Source organism: Streptosporangium sp. NPDC000239 (genome assembly GCF_040300765.1).
In the GTDB taxonomy this organism is placed as follows: domain Bacteria; phylum Actinomycetota; class Actinomycetes; order Streptosporangiales; family Streptosporangiaceae; genus Streptosporangium.
This window is the reverse complement of record NZ_JBEPEI010000001.1, coordinates 976,548-998,918: the sequence shown is the minus strand read 5'-3', so window position 1 is coordinate 998,918 and position 22,371 is coordinate 976,548. Positions and strand designations below refer to the sequence as shown.

The 22,371-nt window shown below is 71.9% G+C and carries 23 protein-coding genes and 1 riboswitch; of the genes, 10 read left to right on the top strand and 13 right to left on the bottom strand.

Annotation, left to right across the window (positions count from 1 at the left end):
• Positions 1-55 precede the first annotated feature (55 nt).
• From ABT340_RS04485 to ABT340_RS04465, 5 genes are all read right to left on the bottom strand, one after another.
• Entirely contained in the window at positions 56-1,375 is a 1,320-nt protein-coding gene (locus tag ABT340_RS04485) for an STM4012 family radical SAM protein (protein WP_352009230.1), read from the bottom strand.
• Positions 1,372-2,175 carry an STM4013/SEN3800 family hydrolase gene (locus ABT340_RS04480; RefSeq protein ID WP_352009229.1) on the bottom strand — a complete coding sequence of 268 codons (804 nt, stop codon included), beginning with the start codon at positions 2,173-2,175 and terminating at the stop codon, positions 1,372-1,374. Before ABT340_RS04480 ends, ABT340_RS04485 begins: the two co-directional genes overlap by 4 nt.
• Before the next feature lies 1 nt (position 2,176).
• On the bottom strand, positions 2,177-3,280 hold the full coding sequence (locus ABT340_RS04475; RefSeq protein ID WP_352009228.1) for an STM4014 family protein: 1,104 nt from the start codon (positions 3,278-3,280) through the stop codon (positions 2,177-2,179).
• Positions 3,277-4,224 (bottom strand): STM4015 family protein, encoded by a 948-nt coding sequence (locus tag ABT340_RS04470; protein WP_352009227.1) that lies wholly within the window; start codon positions 4,222-4,224, stop codon positions 3,277-3,279. The genes ABT340_RS04475 and ABT340_RS04470 overlap by 4 nt, the downstream gene beginning before the upstream one ends.
• 83 nt (positions 4,225-4,307) lie before the next feature.
• Positions 4,308-5,264, bottom strand: a complete 957-nt coding sequence (locus tag ABT340_RS04465; protein ID WP_352009226.1) for an STM4015 family protein — start codon at positions 5,262-5,264, stop codon at positions 4,308-4,310.
• 116 nt (positions 5,265-5,380) lie between these two features.
• Between ABT340_RS04465 and ABT340_RS04460 the strand changes: the two genes are divergently transcribed.
• Complete coding sequence (locus ABT340_RS04460; RefSeq protein WP_352009225.1) at positions 5,381-6,811, top strand: MFS transporter; 1,431 nt, start codon at positions 5,381-5,383, stop codon at positions 6,809-6,811.
• Between the two features lie 19 nt (positions 6,812-6,830).
• Here the strand turns inward: ABT340_RS04460 and ABT340_RS04455 are convergent, their stop codons facing one another.
• The 4 genes from ABT340_RS04455 to ABT340_RS04440 form a co-directional block, all read right to left on the bottom strand.
• Positions 6,831-8,060 carry a cytochrome P450 gene (locus ABT340_RS04455; protein ID WP_352009224.1) on the bottom strand — a complete coding sequence of 410 codons (1,230 nt, stop codon included), beginning with the start codon at positions 8,058-8,060 and terminating at the stop codon, positions 6,831-6,833.
• 93 nt (positions 8,061-8,153) lie between these two features.
• The gene (locus tag ABT340_RS04450) at positions 8,154-8,663 is read right to left on the bottom strand and encodes a hypothetical protein (protein ID WP_352009223.1); all 510 of its coding nucleotides are present in this window, start codon (positions 8,661-8,663) and stop codon (positions 8,154-8,156) included.
• A gap of 41 nt (positions 8,664-8,704) precedes the next feature.
• Positions 8,705-10,273: an alkaline phosphatase D family protein gene (locus ABT340_RS04445; RefSeq protein ID WP_352009222.1), complete on the bottom strand. Its 1,569-nt coding sequence runs from the start codon at positions 10,271-10,273 to the stop codon at positions 8,705-8,707.
• 142 nt (positions 10,274-10,415) lie between these two features.
• Positions 10,416-11,252, bottom strand: a complete 837-nt coding sequence (locus ABT340_RS04440) for a hypothetical protein (RefSeq protein ID WP_352009221.1) — start codon at positions 11,250-11,252, stop codon at positions 10,416-10,418.
• Between the two features lie 204 nt (positions 11,253-11,456).
• Here ABT340_RS04440 and arfB point away from each other — a divergent pair, with 204 nt between their 5' ends.
• Positions 11,457-11,879 (top strand): alternative ribosome rescue aminoacyl-tRNA hydrolase ArfB, encoded by a 423-nt coding sequence (gene arfB, locus ABT340_RS42435; RefSeq protein ID WP_502992412.1) that lies wholly within the window; start codon positions 11,457-11,459, stop codon positions 11,877-11,879.
• Positions 11,880-11,910: 31 nt separating this feature from the next.
• On the top strand, positions 11,911-12,360 hold the full coding sequence (locus ABT340_RS04430; RefSeq protein WP_352009219.1) for an NUDIX hydrolase: 450 nt from the start codon (positions 11,911-11,913) through the stop codon (positions 12,358-12,360).
• Between the two features lie 68 nt (positions 12,361-12,428).
• On the opposite strand, the gene tsaD is transcribed toward ABT340_RS04430, so the two are convergent.
• Positions 12,429-13,448 carry a tRNA (adenosine(37)-N6)-threonylcarbamoyltransferase complex transferase subunit TsaD gene (gene tsaD / locus ABT340_RS04425; protein ID WP_352009218.1) on the bottom strand — a complete coding sequence of 340 codons (1,020 nt, stop codon included), beginning with the start codon at positions 13,446-13,448 and terminating at the stop codon, positions 12,429-12,431.
• 163 nt (positions 13,449-13,611) lie between these two features.
• Between tsaD and ABT340_RS04420 the strand changes: the two genes are divergently transcribed.
• A complete protein-coding gene (locus ABT340_RS04420) occupies positions 13,612-14,670 on the top strand; it encodes an enoyl-CoA hydratase/isomerase family protein (RefSeq protein WP_352009217.1) in 1,059 nt (352 codons plus the stop codon).
• Positions 14,671-14,677: 7 nt separating this feature from the next.
• On the opposite strand, the gene ABT340_RS04415 is transcribed toward ABT340_RS04420, so the two are convergent.
• Positions 14,678-15,463, bottom strand: a complete 786-nt coding sequence (locus ABT340_RS04415) for a (2Fe-2S)-binding protein (protein WP_352009216.1) — start codon at positions 15,461-15,463, stop codon at positions 14,678-14,680.
• Between the two features lie 64 nt (positions 15,464-15,527).
• Positions 15,528-15,625: riboswitch (cobalamin riboswitch) on the bottom strand.
• Positions 15,626-15,752: 127 nt separating this feature from the next.
• On the opposite strand from ABT340_RS04415, the gene cobF reads away from it, so the two are divergent.
• The 6 genes from cobF to ABT340_RS04385 all read left to right on the top strand — a co-directional run bounded on the left by cobF (position 15,753) and on the right by ABT340_RS04385 (position 20,820).
• A complete protein-coding gene (cobF, locus tag ABT340_RS04410; RefSeq protein ID WP_352009215.1) occupies positions 15,753-16,517 on the top strand; it encodes a precorrin-6A synthase (deacetylating) in 765 nt (254 codons plus the stop codon).
• Positions 16,518-17,155: 638 nt separating this feature from the next.
• Positions 17,156-17,665 (top strand): fluoride efflux transporter CrcB, encoded by a 510-nt coding sequence (gene crcB / locus ABT340_RS04405; RefSeq protein WP_352009214.1) that lies wholly within the window; start codon positions 17,156-17,158, stop codon positions 17,663-17,665.
• Positions 17,662-18,006: a DUF190 domain-containing protein gene (locus tag ABT340_RS04400; protein WP_352009213.1), complete on the top strand. Its 345-nt coding sequence runs from the start codon at positions 17,662-17,664 to the stop codon at positions 18,004-18,006. The genes crcB (ABT340_RS04405) and ABT340_RS04400 overlap by 4 nt, the downstream gene beginning before the upstream one ends.
• A 73-nt stretch (positions 18,007-18,079) precedes the next feature.
• Positions 18,080-18,454 (top strand): fluoride efflux transporter CrcB, encoded by a 375-nt coding sequence (gene crcB / locus ABT340_RS04395; RefSeq protein ID WP_352009212.1) that lies wholly within the window; start codon positions 18,080-18,082, stop codon positions 18,452-18,454.
• A gap of 225 nt (positions 18,455-18,679) precedes the next feature.
• Positions 18,680-18,910, top strand: a complete 231-nt coding sequence (locus ABT340_RS04390) for a hypothetical protein (RefSeq protein ID WP_352009211.1) — start codon at positions 18,680-18,682, stop codon at positions 18,908-18,910.
• 455 nt (positions 18,911-19,365) lie between these two features.
• Positions 19,366-20,820: an alpha/beta hydrolase family protein gene (locus ABT340_RS04385; protein WP_352009210.1), complete on the top strand. Its 1,455-nt coding sequence runs from the start codon at positions 19,366-19,368 to the stop codon at positions 20,818-20,820.
• A 33-nt stretch (positions 20,821-20,853) separates the two neighbouring features.
• Here ABT340_RS04385 and ABT340_RS04380 read toward each other — a convergent pair whose 3' ends face one another.
• Both ABT340_RS04380 and ABT340_RS04375 read right to left on the bottom strand, forming a co-directional pair.
• The gene (locus ABT340_RS04380) at positions 20,854-21,483 is read right to left on the bottom strand and encodes a CoA transferase subunit B (RefSeq protein WP_352009209.1); all 630 of its coding nucleotides are present in this window, start codon (positions 21,481-21,483) and stop codon (positions 20,854-20,856) included.
• 16 nt (positions 21,484-21,499) lie between these two features.
• A complete protein-coding gene (locus tag ABT340_RS04375; RefSeq protein WP_352009208.1) occupies positions 21,500-22,249 on the bottom strand; it encodes a CoA transferase subunit A in 750 nt (249 codons plus the stop codon).
• Positions 22,250-22,371 lie beyond the last annotated feature (122 nt).

Genomic DNA, 22,371 nt, shown 5'->3' with positions numbered 1-22,371 from the left:
TCGGGGTCCCCGGCCTGGACGACCCCGCCATAAGCGGATTTTTCATGAAAAATCGTCATCGCTGCTCGTATTCGGACATCAGCGCACGCACCGGCGCGGAGAACAGCCACGGGCCGATCGCGTCGGAGTGTGCCAGTCCCTCCGGGGTCAGCCGCAGCCGGCGCCCTTCGGGATCGCCGAGCCAGCCCCTGCCCGCCAGGACCTCCAGCTCGCCGGAGAAGTCCGCCGTCGCCTCGGTGCCGAAGCGCCCCCGGTAGCCGTCCAGGTCCAGCCCCTCCGTCCGCGGCAGCGACTGCAGGAGGTGACGGCGGCGCCGTTCCGCCTCGTCCAGGTGGAAGCCGACGTTGGCGAAGGCGAACTCCTCCGCGGGCAGCCGTACGTAGTCGTCGATGATCCCGCGTACCTGCCGGGCGGCCACCGCGTACTCGTGGGAGTAGTGCAGGCCCTCGGTGTAGGAACGGGCCCCGCAGCCGAGGCCGACCATGCCGTCGCTCTGGCAGCTGTACTCGGTCAGGCCGCCGGAGCCGGGCAGCTGGAACATCCGCATCGACACCTGTTCGTACCCGGCGGCGAGCAGGTGGTCGCGGCCCTGACGGTAGAGGCCGAGCCGGTGGTCGTCCCAGTCGCGCGCGCGGCGGCCGAGGCCGGTCAGCGGGCGGACGTACAGCGGATACAGGTAGATCTCCTCGGGCCGCCAGGCCAGCGCCGCGTCCAGCGAGTGGCGCCAGGTCTCCTCGGTCTGCCCGTCGATCCCGTAGATCAGGTCGATGTTGAGCGCCTTGAAGCCGGTGTCCCTGATCCGGCCGAGCGCCGCCTCGACCTCCGCCCGCCGCTGCGGCCTGACCGCCGCGCGGGCCTCGGCGTCGAGGAAGCTCTGCACCCCGATGGAGATCCGGGTGGTGCCCCGCTCGGCCAGGACGGCGAGCCGGTCGGCCGTGGCCGTCGCGGGCGAGGTCTCCACGGAAAGCGGCACGGCTCGCAGGTCGGCGCCCGTGATCCGCTCGGTGAGGTCGAACAGCCGGGTCAGCTCGGCCGCGCTCAGGTAGGTCGGCGTGCCGCCCCCGACGGCCGCGAGCACGAACTCCGGCCCGTCCAGGGCGTCCCGTACGGCCCGTGCCTGGCGTTCCAGCGCGTCGAGGTAGGCGGTGACGAGTTCCTCGGGGGCGCCGGTCCTGGTGAACAGGTTGCAGAACCCGCAGCGCATCTCACAGAACGGGATGTGCAGGTAGAGGAAGAGGCTCCCCGTCGGTTCCCGCGCCCACACCTGGCGCAGCGTGGGCCGGGGGTCCAGCGGCCGGTAGGCCGTCTTGTGCGGATAGGCGTAGACGTATCCCTGGTAGGGGCCCGCCTCAAGGCCCGGCTGTCCGGCCGTCACCACTGTCCCCTCTCCAGGACGAACTCCCCGTAGGGCACGGTCCAGACGACCTCGTGGCCGATCCTGTGCCCGATGTGACCGTCCTCCCCGTAGGCGGTGCCGTGGTCGGAGCAGACGATCGCGAAGGCCGGGCGCCTGGCGCTCATCAGCGCGAAGAGCCCGCCGATGTGCCGGTCGACGTACTCAAGCGCGGCGGCGTGACTGCGTGGGTCGTCGCCGTGCTCGCGGGTGGCTCCGGGCAGGTGGTACCAGTTCGGCTGGTGCAGCGCGGAGACGTTGACGAACAGGAACACCGGCCCGTCCACCCGGGCGACCGCCCGCTCCGCGCACGCGATCTGCGCCTCGAACGAGGTCGGCGAGGTCACCCCGAACTCCGGCTCCCAGTGGCTCTCGGCGAACAGGCCGGGCAGCGTGGAGCCGAGCGGGGTCAGCTTGTTGAAGAAGCCGACTCCTCCGACACAGATCGTGTGGTAACCCGCCGCGGCCAGCCCGGTGGGCAGGTCGGGGGCGTCGAACGTCCAGGTGCCCGTCGCCGTCGTCTCACTGCCGGGGAACGTCGCGGCGAACAGCCGGGGATGCGGTCCGGGAGCCGCCGGGGTCGGCAGGAACCCGGCGAGGATCGCGGCGTGCGCGGCGTAGGTGAAGCTTCCCGGACTGTGACGCCGTTCCCACCTGCCGCCGGGCAGGGCCCGCGCCAGGTTCGGCAGCCGTCCCGCTGCCAGAGCCTGCCGCGCCACGTCGTATCTGAGCGTGTCGAGCGTCACCAGCAGCAGGTCGTGGCCGCCCACGATCTCGTTCATGTCACGCACCGGCGCCGACCCCCGCGGGGACGTGACGGCGCAGGATGGCCGCGACCTGGGCCCGGTAGGTGTCCAGCCCCTCTGCTCCGGTGCCGGGCAGGCCGGTGAGCCCGGGCAGCAGGTCGCCGAAGGCGTTGACCTCGGCCACCGCGACGTCGCTCCAGCCGGTGCCGACCATGACGTCCACCCCGGTGGACAGGCTGCCGGGGAAGCACGCCGCCGCCCGCGCGCAGACGTCGACGAGCCGCGACCAGCCCTCGGGCCCCAGCCCGGCCCGCACCGCGCCGAGATCACCGCGCTCCCCGCCGAGGTGCAGGTTCGTCATGGGCGTACGGCTGGCGCGCACCACCGCGTGGGTCGGCGTGCCGTCGACCGTGACCACCCGCAGGTCGATCGCCCTTCCGCCGAGCGTTGCCTTGGGGAACCACCTCTCGACGTGCAGGCCGTCCGGGGCCAGCAGGCCGAGGATCGCCGCCACGTCACGCTCGTCGTCGTAGGAGCGCACCCGCAGCGAGTTGTACAGCGAGCCACCGGCCAGTTCGGCCGACGTGACCGCCCTGATCCGCCCCGGGGCGGTCTGCAGGGCGACGACGCCGGAGGCCGAGGAGCCGTGGGCGGGTTTGACGAACACCCGGTTCCATCCGGCCTCGGTCATCCGTTCGCGCAGTTCGGCGTAGCCGCCGACGGGTCCCGCCAGCGCGGGCGGTACGGGAACCCCGGCCGCCGACAGCCTCGCGTGGCAGAGCCGCTTGTCGAACATCACCGCGATCTCACCGGGGTCGGCGAGCAACCCGGCGCCCGGGGCGTCCGCCACGGCCTGGCGGACACGTTCGATCCCGGCGGTGAGGGCGGCGTACCAGGCGGCCCCGCCGCCCACCCTGGACGGCTCCCCGGGGCCGCGCAGCAGCGCGTCGGCGGCGGCGTCCTCGCCGGGGGACTCGATCCGCACGAGCGTGCCCGGTTCGAACCGGATCGCGTGGTCGCTCCCGAGCACCTGGGTCCACGGCATGATCCGGGGCTCGGGCAGGCCGTGGGCGGCGCAGGCGCGCGCGAACAGGGTGACCCGGCGCTCCCCCGGAGTGCCGACGACCGTCAGCGAGGTCACTCGGAGACCGCCACGTAGCGCCACTCGTCCTCGGGCTCCTCCTGCTCCGACAGGTCGACCTCGACGCCGGAGCCCGCGAAGGCCTCCTCGACCCTGGCGACCATGGGGTCGGTGAGGTAGTGGTGGCACAGGTCGAGGTGCTTCAGGTGGGTCAGCGGCTGGCCGGACAGCAACGCCTCGGCGCCCTCGTCCCCGAGGGAGCCCATCGACAGTGCCAGCGACTCAAGGCGGGCCACGACCGGCGCGGAGGCCACCGCCGCCGCGATCTCGTCCTGGATCTCACTGTTCTGCAGGCCCAGGTGGCGCAGGGCGGGCAGGCGTTCGCCGCTCAGGATGCCCGCCATGTCGGCCAGGGTCGCGTCCCCGCCGTACTCGTCCACGCCGAGCCAGAGCTCCAGGTGCTCCAGGGCGGGGAAGGTGCTCTCGGCGACCCCGCGGACCACTCTCGCGGGCAGGCCGCCCGACTCGACGGTGAGGTCCCTGAGGTGCTCGTGCCTGACCGGGCTCAGCTCCAGCCCGGAGCCGCCGCGCACCTCCAGCCGCTCCAGCAGCGGGAAGGCCGTCAGCAGCGGGGTGACGTCGCTCTGCTGGATCCAGGAGATCTCGGCCTCCTCCCGGGAGATCTCGCCGAGGTACAGCGTGCGCAGGGCGGGCAGGCGCTCGGCGTGCTCGGTCAGCAGCCGCACCACCTCACTGGAGTCTCTCTCGTAGGCGTTCCCCCAGTCGCCGATGATGAGCGTGGTGACCTTCGTCGTGTCGACCGTGCCGACGAAGCTCAGGAAGAGTTCCTCGAAACTCTTGCCGCCTCCGTTCCGGTCCACCCCGATCCGCCAGGCCGCCGCCTCCGGGGCGGGCAGCTCCCGTGGCTCCTCGCCCTCGGGCACGTGCACGATGGGCAGACCGGCGTAGGCGCCGTTCCCGAGCGAGTCGTCGGCGTAGTCCATTGCAGAGCTCCTGTCAGGCGAAATACGGCAGACCACTTCCTACCAGAGATCGCCGACACTTCATGTCCATCTGGACAGCGGGGTCACTCGGTGACCGCCACGTAGCGCCATGTCTCGTCCGGCATCAGCTGACCCGAGAGGTCGACCTCGACGCCCGCCAGGGCGGCCCCGACCTTGGCGACCATGGGGTCGGTGAGGTGATGGTGGTGCAGGTCCAGGCGCCTCAGGTGGGTCAGCGGCTGGCCGGACAGCAGCGCCTCCGCCCCGTCGTCGCCGAGGGAGCCCATCGACAGGGACAGCGTCTCCAGGCGGGCCACGATCGGCGCGGAGGCCACCGCCGCCGCGATCTCGTCCTGGATCTCGCTGTCCTGCAGGCCCAGGTGGCGCAGGGCGGGCAGCCGCTCGCCGCCCAGGATCGCCCCGAGGTCCGCCACGGTCGCGTCGCCGCCGTAGTTGCTCACGCCGAGCCAGAGCTCCAGGTATTCGAGCGCGGGCAGGTCACTGTCCCCGACCCCGCGGACCACGGACGCGGGAAGCCCTCCGCTCTCGAACCTGAGCACCCTGAGGTTCTCGTGCCTGACCGGCGGGAACAGCAGCCCCTCGCCGCCGCGCACCTCCAGGCGCTCCAGTAGCGGGAAGGCCGCCAGCAGCGGGGTGACGTCACTCTGCTGGATCCAGGAGATCTCGCACTCCTCGTACGACATGGCCCCGAGGAACAGGGAACGGAGGGCGGGGAAGCGGTCCGCGTGCTCCGTCAGCAGACCGACGATCTTTGAGGAGTCGTCCTCGTAGGACTCCCCCCAGCTGCCGACGATGAGCGCGGAGACCCTGGTCGTGTCGACGACGTCGACGAAGTGCCGGAAGTCGAGTTCGAGGTCGCCCTCGTCCCAGTCAAGGCCTATCCGCCAGGCCGCCGCCTGCGGGGCGGGCAGTCCCTGCACGTCCCCGTCGTCGCTCCCGGGCGCCTGCACGATGGGCAGACCGGCGTAAACGCCCTCCCGGAGCGCGGTGACGGCGTCGTTGAACTCGGCGTGGTCCATTCCAGGGGCTCCCGTCCGGCGAAATATGGCAGACCATTTCCTACCAGAGCTTGCCGACATTTCATGCCCCGTCAGATAAATCCTGACAAAACAGGCGGTGGGTCATCATGGAGGGTATGGACAACGGCCATATCCGGTTCGGTTCGGCCACGGGCCGCTGGGTTCTGCTCACCACCGTGCTCGGCTCGGGAATGGCCATGCTGGACGGCACGGTCGTCAACGTGGCGCTGCCCGCGCTCGGCTCCGCTCTCAAGGCCGACATGGCGGGGCTGCAGTGGACGGTCAACGCCTACACGCTGACCCTCGCGGGGCTGATCCTGCTGGGCGGCTCACTCGGTGACCGGTACGGCAGGCGCAGGATCTTCCTGGTCGGCGTCGTCTGGTTCGCCGCCGCCTCCGCCCTGTGCGGTCTCGCGCCGAACATCGAGACGCTGATCGCCGCCCGCGCCCTGCAGGGGGCAGGCGGAGCGTTGCTCACCCCGGGCTCGCTGGCCATCATCCAGGCCTCCTTCGACCGTGAGGACCGGCCCAGGGCCATCGGGGCCTGGTCGGGGCTCGGCGGGGTCGCCGCGGCCGTCGGGCCGCTGCTGGGCGGCTGGCTGGTCGAGACGGCCGGGTGGCGCTGGGTGTTCCTGCTCAACCTGCCGCTGGCCGCGCTGGTGATCGCGGTCGCCGTACGGCACGTGCCGGAGAGCAGGGACACCGAGGCGACCGGCCGCTTCGACGTCGCGGGCGCCGCGCTGGCCGCGTTCTCCCTGGCCGGGATCACCTACGGGCTGATCGGCCTTCAGGTGGTCCCGCTGGTCGCGGGCGCGGTGCTCGGCGTGGTGTTCGTCTGGCTGGAGATCAGGCGCTCGCCCGCCGCGCTCGTCCCGGTCGGCCTCTTCTCCTCGAAGGAGTTCACCGCGGTGAACGTGGTCACGCTGATCATGTACGCCGCGATGGGTGTGGTGTTCTTCCTCCTGGTCGTCCAGTTGCAGGTCTCCTCGGGCTTCTCCCCCGTGCTCGCCGGGTCGGCGATGATCCCGATCACTCTGCTGATGCTGCTGCTGTCGGCCGGGGCGGGTGAGCTGGCCAAACGGATCGGCCCGAGGATCCCGATGTCTGCGGGCATCCTGGTCTGTGCCGTCGCCCTGGTGCTGATGTCCCGGATCGGCGAGGGCACGCCGTACGCGACGGGAGTGCTGCTGCCCGTCTCCCTGTTCGGCCTGGGCCTGTCCGCGGCGGTCGCGCCGCTCACCGCCACGGTGCTGGCCACCGCGGACGAGCGCTACGCGGGCGTGGCCAGCGGCGTCAACAACGCCGTGGCCAGGACCGGAGGGCTGCTGGCGGTGGCCGCGATCCCGCCGCTGGCCGGGCTGACCGGTGAGGCCTTCCACTCCCCCGCGGTCTTCACCGCCGGATTCCGCACCACGATGCTGGTCGCCGCGGCGATGATGGCCGCCGCGGCCGTGACCACCTTCCTCACCATCAGGCGCAACGTCCTGGCCGCCTCGACCCCCCACCCCAGCTGCCCGGTCGAGGCCCCCCAGCTCGGCGACAGGTGAGAGTCCCCAGAAGGTGCCCTCAGAAGGTGAAGGCCTGGCTGCGGACGCTGTTGTCGAAGTTGGAGGGGAGGAGTTCGGGCTCGCCGACGGAGCGGACGTCCGGCAGGCGGGTGAACAGCTCGCGGAACATGGTCCTGATCTCCTGACGGGCCAGGTTGGCGCCCAGGCAGAAGTGCGGCCCCGGGCCGCCGAAGCCGACGTGGCCCTTGGTCTCGCGGGTGATGTCGAAGCGGTCGGGGTCGGGGAAGACCTCCTCGTCGCGGTTGGCCGAGCCGTAGAACAGCACGACCTTGTCCCCGGCCTTCAGGTGCAGGCCGCGCAGGTCGTGGTCCTGGGTGACGGTGCGGCGGAACTGCATGATGGGCGAGACGTAACGGACCATCTCCTCGATCGCCCCGCCGATGTGGGCGTCGAAGTCCTCGGTCAGCAGGCGGCGCTGCTCGGGGTTGTCGGTGAGCAGCTTGACGCCGTGCGCCATGGTGTTGCGGGCCGTCTCGTTGCCCGCGACCAGCAGCAGCGCGAAGAACGAGCCCAGCTCGCGGTCGGTGAGCCGTTCCCCGTCCACGTTGGCGGTGACCAGGGCGGAGACCAGGTCGCCCTCGGGCGTCGTGGCGCGCCGCCTGCCCAGCTGGATCACCATGCGCTGCAGGGCGAGCAGCGCCAGCATGTTCTGCCCGGCCATCCTGAGCGTCTGGGGCAGGCTGGGCCGTACCCCGGTGTAGGCGGTCGAGACGTCGACGTGCCGGTGGACCCGCTCCCGCATCTCGTCGGGGATGCCCATCATGTCGCAGATGACATGGATGGGCAGCCGGGCGGCGACCTGGCGGACGAAGTCGCCGGGGCCCTCGGAGATCACGTCGTCGACGATCCCGGCGCACGCCCTGTCGATGCCGTCCTGCAGCCCGGCGAGCATCTTGGGGCTGAACGCCCGCGAGACGATGCGGCGCAGACGGGCGTGCCGGGGGTCGTCCATGTTCACCATGGACTCGCCGAACACGTGCTTGACCCAGCCGGGCGGCTCGGGGTTGGTCACCGCAGGCTCGCTGGAGAAGACCTTGGCGTTGCGGCTGGCCTCGACCACGTCCGCGTGCCGTACCAGGGCGTAGAAGCCCTTGCCCGAGCGCAGCAGCGGCACCCGCCGTTCCGGGAAGAACACCGGCCGGTCCAGCTCTCGCAGCCGTGCGAACGCCTCGTTGCGCTCCTTGATCGGGCGGCGCCAGAACCCCAGATCGGCCAGATCGATGTCCATGACCCAATCCTGGCACGCCCGTGACCCGCCTCGCCCGGCGCGCCGGGCGCCGGAGATCCGCCGGTGACGGACCTCCGGTCGGCTGTCAGGGGGTCACAGGACCTTCGACTTCGCGCTGAGGTGGCTGCGGATCTCCTTGGCGAGCCGCTTGGCGGAGACGTTCGGGTTGTCGGTCACGGCCGCGCCGAACCGCGCCACGGCGGTGCCCCTGCGTGAGCCGACCCATCCCCTGAGCTTGATGGTCGTCGCGTCGCCCTTGTCGAGGGAGGAGACCAGGCACAGTACGGACCGCCGCTTGACGGAGCACTTCACACTGCGCGGTTTCGAGATCACCCTGACCGTGCGGAAGTGCGTGGAGAAGTCACCGACGAGCGCCACGTAGTGCTGGCCCTTGACCCGCTTGTTGCGCACCTTGACGGTGTAGGTGAGGTTTCCGCCCCGGTAGGTGTACTTGGGGAAGAAGACCTCGTACCGGAAGGGGGCCGAGGCCGCGGTAGGCCGGGCCTCGGCCGCCGCCGCGGTCGAGGGCTGGACGAGAAGGGCACCGCCGAGCGCGGCGGCGAGGGCCGCGGCGGCGAGCCTCCTGGGGAGAAGATCACTCATATGCCGCATCATCTAACAACTTTCAGGAATTCCCCACGTTTTTACAGCAGGGTGGAATGTCCGGCGGGGACGGTGAACCGGGCACCCGTCTTGGCCGGGGCACCGCGGCGGCTGATGTAGTCCAGCGTGCGGAAGTCCGCCTGCAGCTCCTCCTGGGTGATCCGGCAGACGATGTAGCCGCGCCGCTGGTCGAGATAGGAGATGTGCGGGTTCTCCGCGATCGTCTCGGCCACCCTGGCCTTGTCCCGGTAGCCGTCCCCGTCGCTGGCGATCGAGGAGGTGACCAGTTCGACCCCGACCTTGGGCGAGTCGGGATCGTCGAAGTCGAGCATGAGGTCGGCCGCGTGGTGCATGTGCATGTCACCGGTCAGCACGACCGGGTTGGCGGCGCCCGAGTCGCGGAAGCCGGTCAGCAGGCGGGTGCGCTCGGCGGCGTAGCCGTCCCAGGAGTCCATGTTGACCTCGATGCCCGGCCCGGCCCGGTAGTCGCGCTGGGCCATCAGGATCTGCTGGGCGACCAGGTTCCAGCGCGCCCGGGAGGAGGCGAGCCCGTCCAGCAGCCAGCGCCGCTGGTCCTCCCCGAGCAGGGTGCGCCGGGTCGCGAGCCGGTCGTCGCATCCGGCCCTGAGCCCGTCCTGGCACGCCTGGTCGTCGCGGAACTGCCGGGTGTCGAGCAGGTGGAAGCGGGCCAGCGGCCCCCAGTCGACCCGCCGGTGGATCCGGATCGAACCGCCGTCGGGCACACTCGTCCCGCGCAGCGGCATGTTCTCGTAGTAGGCCTGGAACGCGTTGGCCCTGCGGCGGGCGAACTCCGGGTCCCCGGTGCTGGAGACCTTCCCGGCCCAGTTGTTCTCGACCTCGTGGTCGTCGAAGGCGACCAGCCACGGCGCGACCGCGTGCGCGGCCCTCAGGTCGGCGTCGCTCTTGTACTGCGCGTGCCGCATCCGGTAGTCGGCCAGCGTGGCGCACTTGCCCGCGGTGTGCTCACGTACGGCGCCGCCCATCGCGGTGTATCCCTGGGGGGCGTACTCGTACATGTAGTCGCCCAGGTGGACGACCAGGTCGGGCTCCTGCTCGGCCAACCTGCGGTAGGCCGTGTAGTAGCCGTGCTCGTAGTGGGCGCAGGCGGCCACGGCCAGTGTCAGCGGGGACGGCGCCGCCTCGGCCGCCGGGGCGGTCCGGGTACGGCCCGCGGGCGAGAGGTGTCCCTCCGCGCGGAAGCGGTAGAAGTACTCCCGGCCGGGTTCGAGCCCGTCCAGCTCGACGTGGACGCTGTGCGCCCGTTCCCGCCGGGCGGTCTCCACGCCGCTGCGCAGCACCCTGGTGAAGTTCTCGTCGGCGGCCACCTGCCACTCGACCTCGACGTCCCTGGCGGGCATCCCGCCCAGCCCCTGCGGGCCGAGCGGGTCGGGGGCGAGCCTGGTCCACAGCACGACCCCGTCCGGCGACGGGTCACCCGAGGCGATCCCCAGGGTGAACGGGTCGCGGCGGAGGGTTCGCGAGGTCGTCCGGTTCCCGGTCGGCGTCAGCCCCGCCCCGGTGAGCAACAGGCCGCCCACACCCGTGGCGGCGACGGAAAGGAACACCCTGCGTGACGGTGTCTGCTCCACGCGACCAGTGCAACCCGCCCGTCTTTCCCCGCCGTGGCCTGCGGTCCACGGCGGGATGAACAACCGTTGCACAGGCAAGGGCCTTACCCACCGTCATTGAACACCCGTCTACCCCCGGGCGACGGTCCGGTGAAGGGACGGGTCACTGGAGGTAAGGCTTGAGGTGTTCGTTGAGCGCTCCGCACCCCAGGTAGTTGCGCACGCTGTGGAAGTCGATCCAGTCGAGGTTCACCAGCGTCTCCTGGTCGACGCCGGTGAAGTTTCTGCGCAGTTCGGCGGGGATCGCCACGATGTCGTCCTTGTCGGCGACGTTGACCCAGCGCCTGACCGACGGCGGCTTCCTGCCCTGGCCGTTGATCGGGGCGGGCAGCAGGCGTTCGAAGATGACGTTCTGCATGCCGAGCGGGCTGCCGAGGGTGAGCAGCAGGTCGACCTTCAGGTCGGGGTTGGACCACAGCGTCTCGTAGGCCACCACGCTGCCGAGCGAGTGGGCGATGACCACCTTCGGCTGGTTGCGCCTGATCGTCTGCGCCACCGCCGCGCGCGCCTTCTCCCTGGCCTGGCCTCCGGCCGTCATGTAGGCGGCGACCTCGGGGCAGAAGAGTCCCGCGACGTCGGCCGCGTTGGCCTGCAGGCGGTCCAGCAGCCAGCCGGTCATCGCGTGCAGCGCGCCGGTCAGCCCCTCCCCCACCGTGGCGAACTGCTTCGCCCAGGCGACGAAGACCTCCTGGGAGGGGGTGTCCATGGCGCGGACCGCGCGCGCGGACGGTTCCTGGGGCCGCTCGCCCAGCAGGTGCGCGTAGTAGGCGATGTCGGTGACGTAGCGCTCCTGGGCGTACGGCACACCGCCGGTCAGCCCCTTGTGCAGGTAGCGGTTCCATTTCTCACGTACGGCCCCGGCCGCGCCCTCGGCCGAGTTACCCGCGTCGCGGTAGTAGTGGTACTTGCCTATCCCATGCACGCCGACGATCTTGTCCACGCGCCCCCGCCTCTCGTACGGATCTTCACGGTGCGGCCCCCTGGGTTTCCCCGGAGTCACTGTGGCGGAAGGCGCACCACCCCACAAGACCGGATCACCCGGCCCTTCCCGTCCAGACAGGGGGATAAATCGCTTGATCAGGGAGTTCGTGCCGTGGATATCCTGGGATCACAGCCCATGAGATTCCGAAGGAGCAGTCCTCCCATGTCCGATCCGCTTGAGATCAGCGGCTCGCTCTGCGTCCCCGAGGCCGAGCTCCGCTGGCGATTCTCCCGCTCCTCGGGGCCGGGCGGGCAGGGGGTCAACACCACCGACAGCCGGGTCGAGCTGAGCTTCGACCTGGCCGCGACCGAGGCTCTGCCGCCGCCGCTCAGGGAACGCGCGCTCGAACGTCTCGGTCCCCGGCTGGTCGGCGGCGTCATCACCGTCGTCGCCTCGGAGTTCCGTTCCCAGCTGCGCAACCGCGAGGCGGCGCGCGACCGGCTGGCCCGGCTGCTGCGGGAGGCCGTGGCCCCGCCACCGAAGCGGCGCCGTCCGACCAAGCCGAGCAGGCGCTCCGTCGAGCGGCGGATCACCGCCAAGAAGCACCGCTCCGACCTCAAGCGGCTACGCCGGGGCGACTTCTGAGCGCCTGAACGGCCGATGGCAGAATGGGCCGATGCCCCTCGTCCCCAGCGTCCGCGCGGTGATCCTCGACGACGACCGGCTCGTGCTGTTCCGGCGCACGGTCCCCGGACAGGACCTCTACTGGTCGATCCCCGGCGGCCACGTCGAGCCGCAGGACGCCTCCCTTGAGCACACCCTCCACCGCGAGGTGCTTGAGGAGCTGGGCGCGGTCGTCTCCGACGTCACCCCGCTGACCACCCTTGAGTGCGTGCGCGACGACGGCGTCAAGATCCAGCACGTGTACGGCTGCCGCCTGGTCTCGATGGACCCCGCCCTGCGCTGCGGCCCCGAGTTCTCCGACCCCGCCAGGGGCGTCTACGAGGTCGTACGGCTGCCGCTCGACCCCGCGGAGATCACGGCCGTCAACATCGTCCCGCCGGAGCTCGGCGCCTACCTCGCCGCCGAGATCGCCTGCCTCTCCACTCAGATCAAAGCCCGCTGAGGGCGCGGCGATCGCTCCGCCGGCCTTCTCCCGCCCGCTCCTCCCGCGCCGGAGCGGCCTCCGACACGTCAGTCTCGTGTGCGGGCCCGGCTCAGCGGGGCCGAGGGATCGGCCGCCAGGTGCCGTGAGGAGGGCGGTGCTCCCGCGGCGACCAGCAGGTCCCCGACTGCGGCGATCATCGCGCCGTTGTCGGTGCACAGCCCCGGGGGCGGGATCCGCAGCGTGAGGCCCGCCGCGCGGCAGCGCTCGGCGGCGAGTTCGCGCAGTCTCCGGTTCGCGGCGACCCCGCCGACGATCACGAGGGTGTCCACTCCGGCGCCCAGGCAGGCCTCGACGGCCTTGCGGGTCAGCACGTCGGCCACCGCCTCCTGGAAGGAGGCCGCGACGTCGGGCACGGCGAGGGAGTCGCCCGCCCGCGCCACATGCCTGGCGACGGCGCTCTTGAGCCCGGAGAAGGAGAAGTCGTGGCCGTCGCCGAGCATCGCCCGGGGGAAGGCGACCGCCCCGGGGTCGCCGTCGCGGGCGGCCTCGGCGACGGCGGGACCGCCGGGGTAGGCGAGCCCGAGGAGCCTGGCGACCTTGTCGAACGCCTCGCCCGCGGCGTCGTCACGGGTGTCGCCGAGGTGGACGACCGGGTCACGGGCCAGGTCCCCGAGCAGGAGCAGCGAGGTGTGCCCTCCGGAGACGATCAGCGCGACCGAGCGCGGCGGCAGCGGGCCGTGCTCCAGGGTGTCGGCGGCCACGTGCCCGGCCAGATGGTGCACGCCGTACAGGGGGAGGTCCCAGGCCAGCGCGTAGGCCTTGGCGGCGGCGATCCCGGTCTGCAGCGCGGTGGCCAGGCCGGGTCCCGAGGTGACCGCGACCGCGTCGATCTCGGACGGGCCGACCCCGGCCCGCTCGAAGGCGGCCCGCACGCAGGGGACGAGCGACTCCAGGTGGGCGCGGGCGGCGATCTCCGGCACCACCCCGCCGAAGCGCGCGTGTTCCTCCATCGAGGAGGACAGCGCGGCGCCGAGAAGCCGACCGCCGGAGACGATGCCGACGCCGGTCTCGTCGCACGAGGTCTCGATCCCCAGGACGACCGCCATGCCACCCCCTTGTTGCAAGTAATTCGCAACTACGAATGATATGCATCAAGACTCTTTCGGGCGAACGCCGTACGCTCTGGATTTAGTAGGACGTCCGACTACATTGAGGAGCGAACGAGATCATGCGCGTCGTCGTCACCCGCGGGCTCGTGGGGGCCGCCTGATGAACCTCCAGCCGGACGCCGAGGTCGTGACCCTGGTCACCGGACGCCTCGGGCAGATCATCCTCAACCGGCCCCGCGCCCTGAACGCCCTGAACCACGGCATGATCCGCCGGATCGACACCGCCCTGCGGGCCTGGGCCTGCGACGACTCCGTCTCCGCCGTGCTCATCAGGGGGACGGGCGAGCGCGGCCTGTGCGCCGGGGGCGACATCCGCGCCATCCACGAGGACGTCAGGACCGGGGGCGGGGCCTCACCGGCGTTCTGGCGGGACGAGTACCGCCTCAACGCCCTCATCGCCCGGTACGGCAAGCCGTACGTGGCCCTGATGGACGGCATCGTCATGGGCGGCGGGGTGGGCGTCTCCGCGCACGGCGGTGTGCGGATCGTCACCGAACGCACCACCCTGGCCATGCCGGAGACCACGATCGGCTTCCTGACCGACGTGGGAGGCACCTACCTGCTGTCGCGGGCGCCCGGCGAGCTCGGCACCCACATGGCGCTGACCTCGGCGGCGATCGGGGCGGGCGACGCCGTCGCCTGCGGGCTCGCCGACCACTTCGTCCCCTCGGCGGATCTCGGCGCCCTCACCGCCGAACTGGCCTCGGGGGACGTGGCGGGGGTCGTCGCCGCCTTCGCCCGCCCGGTGCCGCCCGGAAAGCTGACCGGCGAACGCGGATGGATCGACGCCTGCTACTCCGCCGAAACGGTCGAGGAGATCGTGGAGCGGCTGCTCGGCGACGGCGCCGAGGAGGCGAAGCGGGCGGCGGAACTGGTCTCGGCCAGGTCGCCGACCGCGCTGAAGGTCACCCTGCGCGCCCTGCGCCTGGCCCGGGGGCTCGGGTCCCTTGAGGAGGCGCTCGACCAGGAGTACCGCGTCGCCTGCGCGATGCCGTCCGCGCCCGACCTGGTCGAGGGCATCCGCGCCCAGGTGATCGACAAGGACCGCTCCCCCCGCTGGTCCCCCGCCCGTCTCGAAGAGGTGAGCGAGCGGGACGTGGACCGCTTCTTCGCACCCCTGGGCGAACACGAGCTCGGGCTGTCCGCGGGGCCGGGGTGACGGCCGTTCAGGCGCGTCCCTCCCGGCCTCCCGTACGGCTTCTCGCGCGACCGGCGAGCAGGACACAGTCGCCGCACTTGCCGCCGCCGGGCAGCCGGTAGTACAGGCAGCAGCTGCGCCGGGTGAAGACCGGCCGCCCGGGGACGGGTTCATCCAGCTCACCGGTGTCGCGCAGCAGCCCCGTCCCCAGCAGCTCCCGGCCGAGCGCGACGGCCCTCGTGGCCAGGTCGGGGCGCCGGCCCGCGAGGACGCACACGGCTCCCGCCAGGGCCGAGGCGGCGTTGCCCCACAGCAGGCCCGGCGCGATCCCGACGACCTCCCGTACGGCCAGCGCCAGCGGTTCGAGCAGCCCGGTCACCACGCCGCGGTACATCGGCCCGGCCGCCTCGACGGGGCCGGGCACACGCCGCCCCGCGGGCCGTACGGCGCGCAGCGGCAGCGGCCCGGCGGGGGCCGGGTACCAGTGCAGCCGGGCGGGGGCCAGGTCGAGGAGGAGGTCGTGGGCGGCCACGGCCCCGACGACCGGCGACCACAGGCGGGCCGCGAGCCCCTGGAACTGGATGGAGGCCGCCACCCGCGGCTGGTCGGTGCCCAGGCGCACGGCGACCTCGGCGACGCGCCGTTCCAGCAGGGCTCGGTCGGTGAGCAGGTCGGTGAGCGGCCGCCAGCCCGGCTCCGCCTCGCCCTCGTCGAGCTCGAAGTAGCCGCCGACCGAGGACACCTCGGCCATCGCCGCAGAGACGGCCTCCGGGGCGGCGGGCGCGATCACGGGGGCGCGCCGGACGGGGGACATGACGAATCACCGATCCTCTCCCGGGGAGGTCCGCCCCGGCCTGGCCTGAGGAGGCGACCGCGTGAGTCTCCGGCTCCCGGCGAGACTCGTCGTGAGCCATCCGCCCACGACCGGCTCGCCGGTCACGGTGGCGGGACCGCGCCGGACTCGCACCGGCTTCCTCTGACCGCCGTCGCCCGCGGCGGCATCATCTCACAGGGGACGGAGACTTCTCTGTGCTCCGGGTGCCGACCTCCGGCGGACCGGCCCGGCGGGACCCGCCCACGGCGGGGAGGGCAGACTCTTCCCCGTGAAGCGAATCCTCATCATCGGCATCGGCGCGGGCGACCCCGACCATCTCACCCTCCAGGCGGTCAAGGCCATCGGCCGGGCCGACGCCTTCCTGCTGGTGGACAAGGGAGAGGTCAAACACGACCTGGCCGATCTGCGCCGGGACATGATCGAGGCGCACGGGCGGCGGCCGTACCGGGTGGTGCAGGCCCAGGACCCGGAGCGGGACAGGACCACCCCCGCCTACGCCTCGGCCGTCGAGACGTGGCGTTCGCGGCGCGCCGACCTGTACGAGGCGTTCGTCCGCGACGAACTCGGCGAGGACGAGACCGGGGCGATCCTCGTCTGGGGCGACCCCGGCCTCTACGACAGCACGCTCGCCGGGATCGAGGAGGTCGCCGGGCGGGGGACGGTCGTCTTCGACCACAAGGTCGTCCCGGGCATCACCAGCGTCTCCGCGCTGACCGCCCGGCACCGTACCAACCTGAACCGGGTCGGCCGCCCGGTGCACATCACCACCGGCCGCCGCCTGGCACAGGAGGGGCCGACGGCCGACGACGTCCTCGTCATGCTCGACGCGCACTGCGCCTTCGCCGACCTGGGGGACCGGGCGGAGGAGTTCCACATCTACTGGGGCGCCTACCTGGGCACCCCGGACGAGATCCTGGTCTCCGGGCCGGTGACCGAGGTGGCGGGGCGCATCCGCGACCTGCGCGCGCAGGCCCGGGATCGCAAGGGCTGGATCATGGACACCTACCTGCTCAGGCGCCTGCCCCCGGCGTGAGGCTCAGCTCCCTGCCGCCCGCCCCGTGCCCGTACGGCCCGCGCGCCACTCGTGGGCCGGCAGCCAGATGAGGGAGCAGCCGCCCATGACGCCGGTCAGCACACCCACGGGCAGCCGGGTCGGGGCGAGCAGGCCCTGGGCGGCCAGGCAAACGGGCCAGTGGTATGAACCAGGTCACAGGCCGCCACCTTGACAGGGCGCGCCGAAATCCAAAAACTGAGCTTAGGCTTACCTAAGTTACCTGAAGCTCGCCGCCGCCCGGACGTGGGCCCCGGGCGCGGCGTCCGCCGCATCGTGGTCTCGACGCTACGGGAGACCACGATGCGGCCGGGGCCCTGGCATACCGGCCCCGAGGAGCGTTCGCCGCCCGGACGAGAGGCAGGACCGGGCCCGGGTACGGCGGGCCGACCGCCGCCGACCGGAGACACCCCGGTTCGGGGCGGGGGGCGGCCAAGGGGAGATCCGGGGCGGGCTAGGCTGTGGGGGAACCCTCGCGCAGGCTCGCCGAGCCCGCCCGGGGCGTCTCGCGGCGGTGGGGCCCGCCGTACCCGAACCGCGGCACGCGCGCCGCCAACGGTCCCTGCTCGTGACAGCTCGCGCCCTGGAACCCGGGGCGCACGCCACGTGTGGGGAGGATCATGCGCCCGGATGAGGTGGGGCCCGCAACGGTGACCGAGCCCGTCGACCCAGACGTCGATCTCGCCGACGTACGGCGCCGCCGCCAGGCACGCCGCTCGCAGCTGCGCGTGCTCGCCGCGGTCGCCGCCGGAGGCTCGATCGGCGCGGCGGCCCGTTACGGGGCGTCTCTGCTGTGGCCGACCCCGCCTGCGGCCTTCCCGTGGACCACGCTGGGCGTCAACGCCCTCGGCTGCCTGGTGATCGGCGTCTTCCTCGTGACGCTGACCGAGGCCTGGACCGCCCCCGTCTGGGTGCGGCCGTTCTTCGCGACCGGCGTGCTCGGCGGGTTCACCACCTTCTCCACCTACTGCGTGGACATCGAACGCCTGGTCGCAGCCGGACGGCCCGGCCCGGCGCTGACCTACATGGCCGTCACGGTCGTGGCCGCCATGGCCTCGGTCACGGCCGGAGCGTGGATCACCCGCCTGATCCTGGCGGCGGTGAGACGGAAGGCAGGGAGAACACGATGATCATGTCTGGGCGAGGGCTGAGACTGACCGTCTTCCTCGACGACACCGACACCTGGCACCACCGTCCGATGTACACCGAGATCGTGCACCGCGCCCACGCCGCCGGGCTGGCCGGGGCGTCGGTCTTCCACGGCCTTGAGGGCTTCGGCGCCACACAGGTCGTGCACACCACCCGGCTGCTGTCGATGGCCGACGACCTGCCGGTCGCCGTGGTGATCATCGACACCGAGGAGGCCGTCCGCGCCTTCCTGCCCCAGCTCGACGACCTGCTCATCGAGGGCGTGGCCGTGCTCGACCAGGTCGAGATCGTCCACCATCGCGGCGGGCGAGCAGAACGGTGAGAGGCACGGTGGGAGACACGGTGGGAGACACGGTGGGAGACACGGTGGGAGACACGGTGCGGAGGGGGGCACGGTGAACTGGCTGCTGGTGCTGGCCGGCGCCGCCGTCGGCGCGCCGCTGCGTTATCTGACCGACCGGACGGTCCAGGCCCGGCACGACACGGTCTTCCCGTGGGGGACCTTCACCGTCAACGTGTCCGGCTCCCTCGTCCTCGGCCTGCTGGCCGGGGCCGCGCTGTCCGGCGCGGTGGGCACGGAGATCCAGTTGCTGGTGGGGACCGGGTTCTGCGGGGCGCTGACCACCTACTCGACGTTCTCCTACGAGACGTTGCAGCTGGCCGAGAACGGCGCGCGTTTCTACGCGGTGGTCAACGTCGTCGCCTCGGTGGTCGCGGGTCTCGGCGCCGTTTTCGTCGGCATGACCCTAGCCCGGGTCCTCTTCGCCTGACGCCGGGGCCTCTCATCGCCCCTCAAACCGGCCTCCACGGACGGATCCCCCGGCGGAGACGCCTCTGCCGTGCCACGCGTCCGCCCCGCGCGGTCCGGCCGCGGGTAAAGAAAGAGGCCTTCTTCCTTGATTGAGGAAGAACGACCCTTTTTCTCACCGTTACCTCTGTGAGCTGCGGATATGACGCGGCGTATACGCAAGGTTCCGACTTTTGGGGTAGTTCATATGTTCGCGGTGCTCGTCGCGGTACTCGCGGGAGCCTTCATCTCGGTCCTGCTGGTCGTGGTCGTCCTGTCGGCGACCAGGGGCAGCCGGGCCAGGCGTCCGCAGCGGCCCGTCTCCACAGGACCTCACCGGCATGTGAACCGTGTCCTCTCCCCACTCGGTCTCGCCTCCCTCCTGCAACGCGGCCACCGGCGCTCAAGGACCCGCGCGGCCGGACCCGGCGCGGGATGACGGCTGTGTCTCTTTGCTCCGCCTGACGGCGTCGCGGACTGTGTCTCCTTGCTCCGCCTGACGGCGTCGCGGGGCTTGGGCACCTCCGAGTCGGCGCTTTCCCTCGTCACTGTGTCTCCTTGCTCCGCCTGACGGCGTCGCGGGCTTGGGCGCCTCCGAGTCGGCGCTTTCCCTCGTCACTGCGTCGCTGCGCTCCTGCGTTCCTCAGTCCAAGCACCGACGGCGCCCAAGCCGACACTCCTCACGCTGAGGGCCGGTAGGGCATCGATCGCCGCCTTCTCCGTCAGCGGTGTGTGACCAACCGGTTGGCGGTGGTGCGATGCCGGCTGGGCGGCCGTTCGTCCGGTGCTTGAGACCGTGGTCGCACGGGCGAGGCGCCGGGTGCGACTCCGGTCGCACGTTATGGAGCCTTGGGGTCGATGTGGCGCCGTGTGCCCTGCTCTGAGAATGGCCGGGTGACCGAGATCATCGCGGGGCTGTACATGTCCCCGCTGGAACTTCTTTCCCTGCTGGGCGCCCTCGCGCTGGTGGTGGCGCGCTGGCTTGCCTCGCCCGCCCGCCCGTACGTCACGATCACGGCGGGGACGGTCTTCGTGCTGTCCGCGATCGCGCTGGGTGTGACGGGGCTCCGCTGGCAGATGTTGCCGGTGCTGGCGGGCGCCGCCGTGGCGTTTCCGTTCGCCCTCGCTCCCCTGCTGGGACGCCGTACCGGCCGGTCGGCGTGGCGGGCCCGGTGGTGGCTGGCGTTGCCGGGGTCGGCGGTCTGCGCCTGCCTGATCGCCGGGGGTCCGGTGGCCGCCTGGGCCTTCCCGGTTCCCGTGTTCCCCGAGCCGTCAGGCCGTTTCGCGGTCGGCACCCGGGTGGCGCAGTGGACCGACCCGCACCGGCCCGAGAGCTTCACCGCCGATCCGGACGACCGGCGCACGGTCGTGGTCCAGCTCTGGTATCCCGCGCGGAGGAGCCCCGCGGGCGCGCGGCGGGCCCAGTACCTCGGACGCACCGAGCAGGAGGCACGTGTCGTCTCCGGCACCCTCGCCCGCCAGGTCGGCCTGCCCGGCTTCCTGATCGACGGCGTCCCGCGTGCCCGCTCCCGTTCCGTCTTCGACGCCCCGGTGGCCGGGGGGAGCGAACGGTTCCCGGTCGTGCTGTTCTCTCCCGGGTCGGGCGGGGTGCGCACCCAGAACACCGCCTGGGCCGAGGAACTGGCCAGCCACGGCTACGTGGTCGCCACCCTCGACCACCCGTACGACTCCGCCGCCGTCGTCCTCGCCGACGGCCGGACGATTCACGCCAGGACCGCCTCCACCGGAGACCGGGACAAGGACGACAGGCTGGCGGTCGGCTGGACGGCCGTCCGGGCCTCCGACCTCGGCTTCGTCCTCACACAGCTGGAGCGACTGGATCGAGGCGAGATCACCGACCCGCTGGCCGGACGCCTGGACACCGGCCGGGTCGCGGTCACCGGCCACTCCATGGGTGGTGCCGCCGCCCTGCAGGCCGCCCGGCAGGACAACCGGTTCGACGCCGTCATCGACCTGGACGGCTACCCCCACGGCCCCGCCTCCCCCGCCCTCAACCAGCCGGCGCTCGCGCTGACCCAGGCCGTGACCCCGGGAACCGACCCGCGTTACATCCCCCGCCTCACCGAGGCCCTCAAGTCCGGCACCGCGACGAACTACCGGCTCACCGTTCCCGGCGCCGCGCACCTCACCTTCATGGACGGTCCCCTGTACCTGCCGCCTGTGCCGTCGATCGTCGGTTCCCTGGGCCGTGCCGAGAGCCCGCGCGTCGTCGCCGCGGCCACCCTCGCCTTCCTGGACGCCACCCTGCGGCACGAACCCGGTGACCTGGCCCGCGGCCTGTCGGCCTACGGCGACCTCAGCGTCCACCGCCCGGGTGAAGGCCGCTGACCGGCGCCGGAACACACCTCGTCCTCCGGACGGTCAGATCAGGACGTCCGCGTCCGTACGGCTTCGCAGTTCTTCGACGCTCACACCGGGGGCGGTCTCGACGAGCCTCAGTCCTTCGGGGGTGACGTCGAGGACGCCGAGGTCGGTGATGACCCGGTTGACGCACGCCCTGCCGGTGAGCGGCAGCGAGCACCGCCGTACGAGCTTCGGGGAACCGTCCTTGGCGGTGTGATCCGTGATCACGATGACCTTGCGGACGCCGTGAACCAGGTCCATCGCCCCGCCCATGCCCTTGACCAGCCTGCCGGGGACCATCCAGTTGGCCAGGTCGCCGCCTTCGGAGACCTGCATCGCCCCCAGCACCGCCACGTCGATGTGACCGCCGCGGATCATGCCGAACGACAGCGCGGAGTCGAAGAACGACGCGCCCGGCCGTACGGTGACCGTCTCCTTGCCCGCGTTGATCAGGTCCGGGTCCACCTCGTCCTCGGCGGGGTAGGGGCCGACGCCCAGGATGCCGTTCTCCGAGTGCAGGACGACCTCGACGTCCGGCGGCAGGAAGGAGGGGATGCGGGTGGGCAGGCCGATGCCGAGGTTGACGTGGTCGCCGTCGCGCAGTTCGGCCGCCGCCCGCGCGACCATCTCGTCACGGCTCCAGCTCATCGGGACTCCTCGAAGGTCATGACGTGGTCCGCTTCTCGATGGCCTTGTCCGCCGCCTGCTCGGGGGTGAGCACCAGCACGCGCTGGACGAACACGCCCGGCAGGTGGACCTCGTCGGGGTCGAGCTCGGTCAGCTCCTCGACCTCGGCGACGGTGACACGCCCGGCCATCGCGGCCAGCGGGTTGAAGTTCCTGGCGGCCTTGCTGAAGACCAGGTTGCCGTGCCTGTCCCCCTTCGCTGCCCTGACCAGCGCGAAGTCGGTGGTGATGCCGCGTTCGAGCACGTATGACCTGCCGTCGAACTCGCGGACCTCCTTGGGCGGCGAGGCGACGGCGACCGAGCCGTCGGGGGCGTGGCGCAGCGGCAGGCCGCCGTCCGCGACCGGGGTGCCGACACCCGCCGGGGTGTAGAAGGCCGGGATGCCGCTGCCGCCCGCGCGCAGCCGTTCGGCCAGGCTGCCCTGCGGGGTCAGTTCGACCTCGATGTCACCGGCGAGGTACTGCCGGGCGAACTCCTTGTTCTCGCCGATGTAGGAGGCGGTCACCCGGGCGATGCGCCGGGCGGCCAGCAGGAGGCCGAGGCCGCCGCCGTCCACCCCGCAGTTGTTCGACACCACGGAGACGCCGGTCACCCCGGTCTCGTAGAGGGCCTGGATCAGCACGTTCGGGATGCCGCTGAGGCCGAAGCCGCCGACCGCGAACGACGCCCCGTCGCCGACCCCGGCCAGCGCGTCCGCCGCCGTGGCGACCACCTTGTCTCTCCGCACGTGTGTTCCACCCGCCCGAGATGTTCGTTGAGTGAACTTTAGTTCACTATTGTTGTGTCGAGTATGCGGTCCGGAGTAGTTCCTGTCAAAGTGCCTGCGACGGACGAGAAGGGACCGAGAAG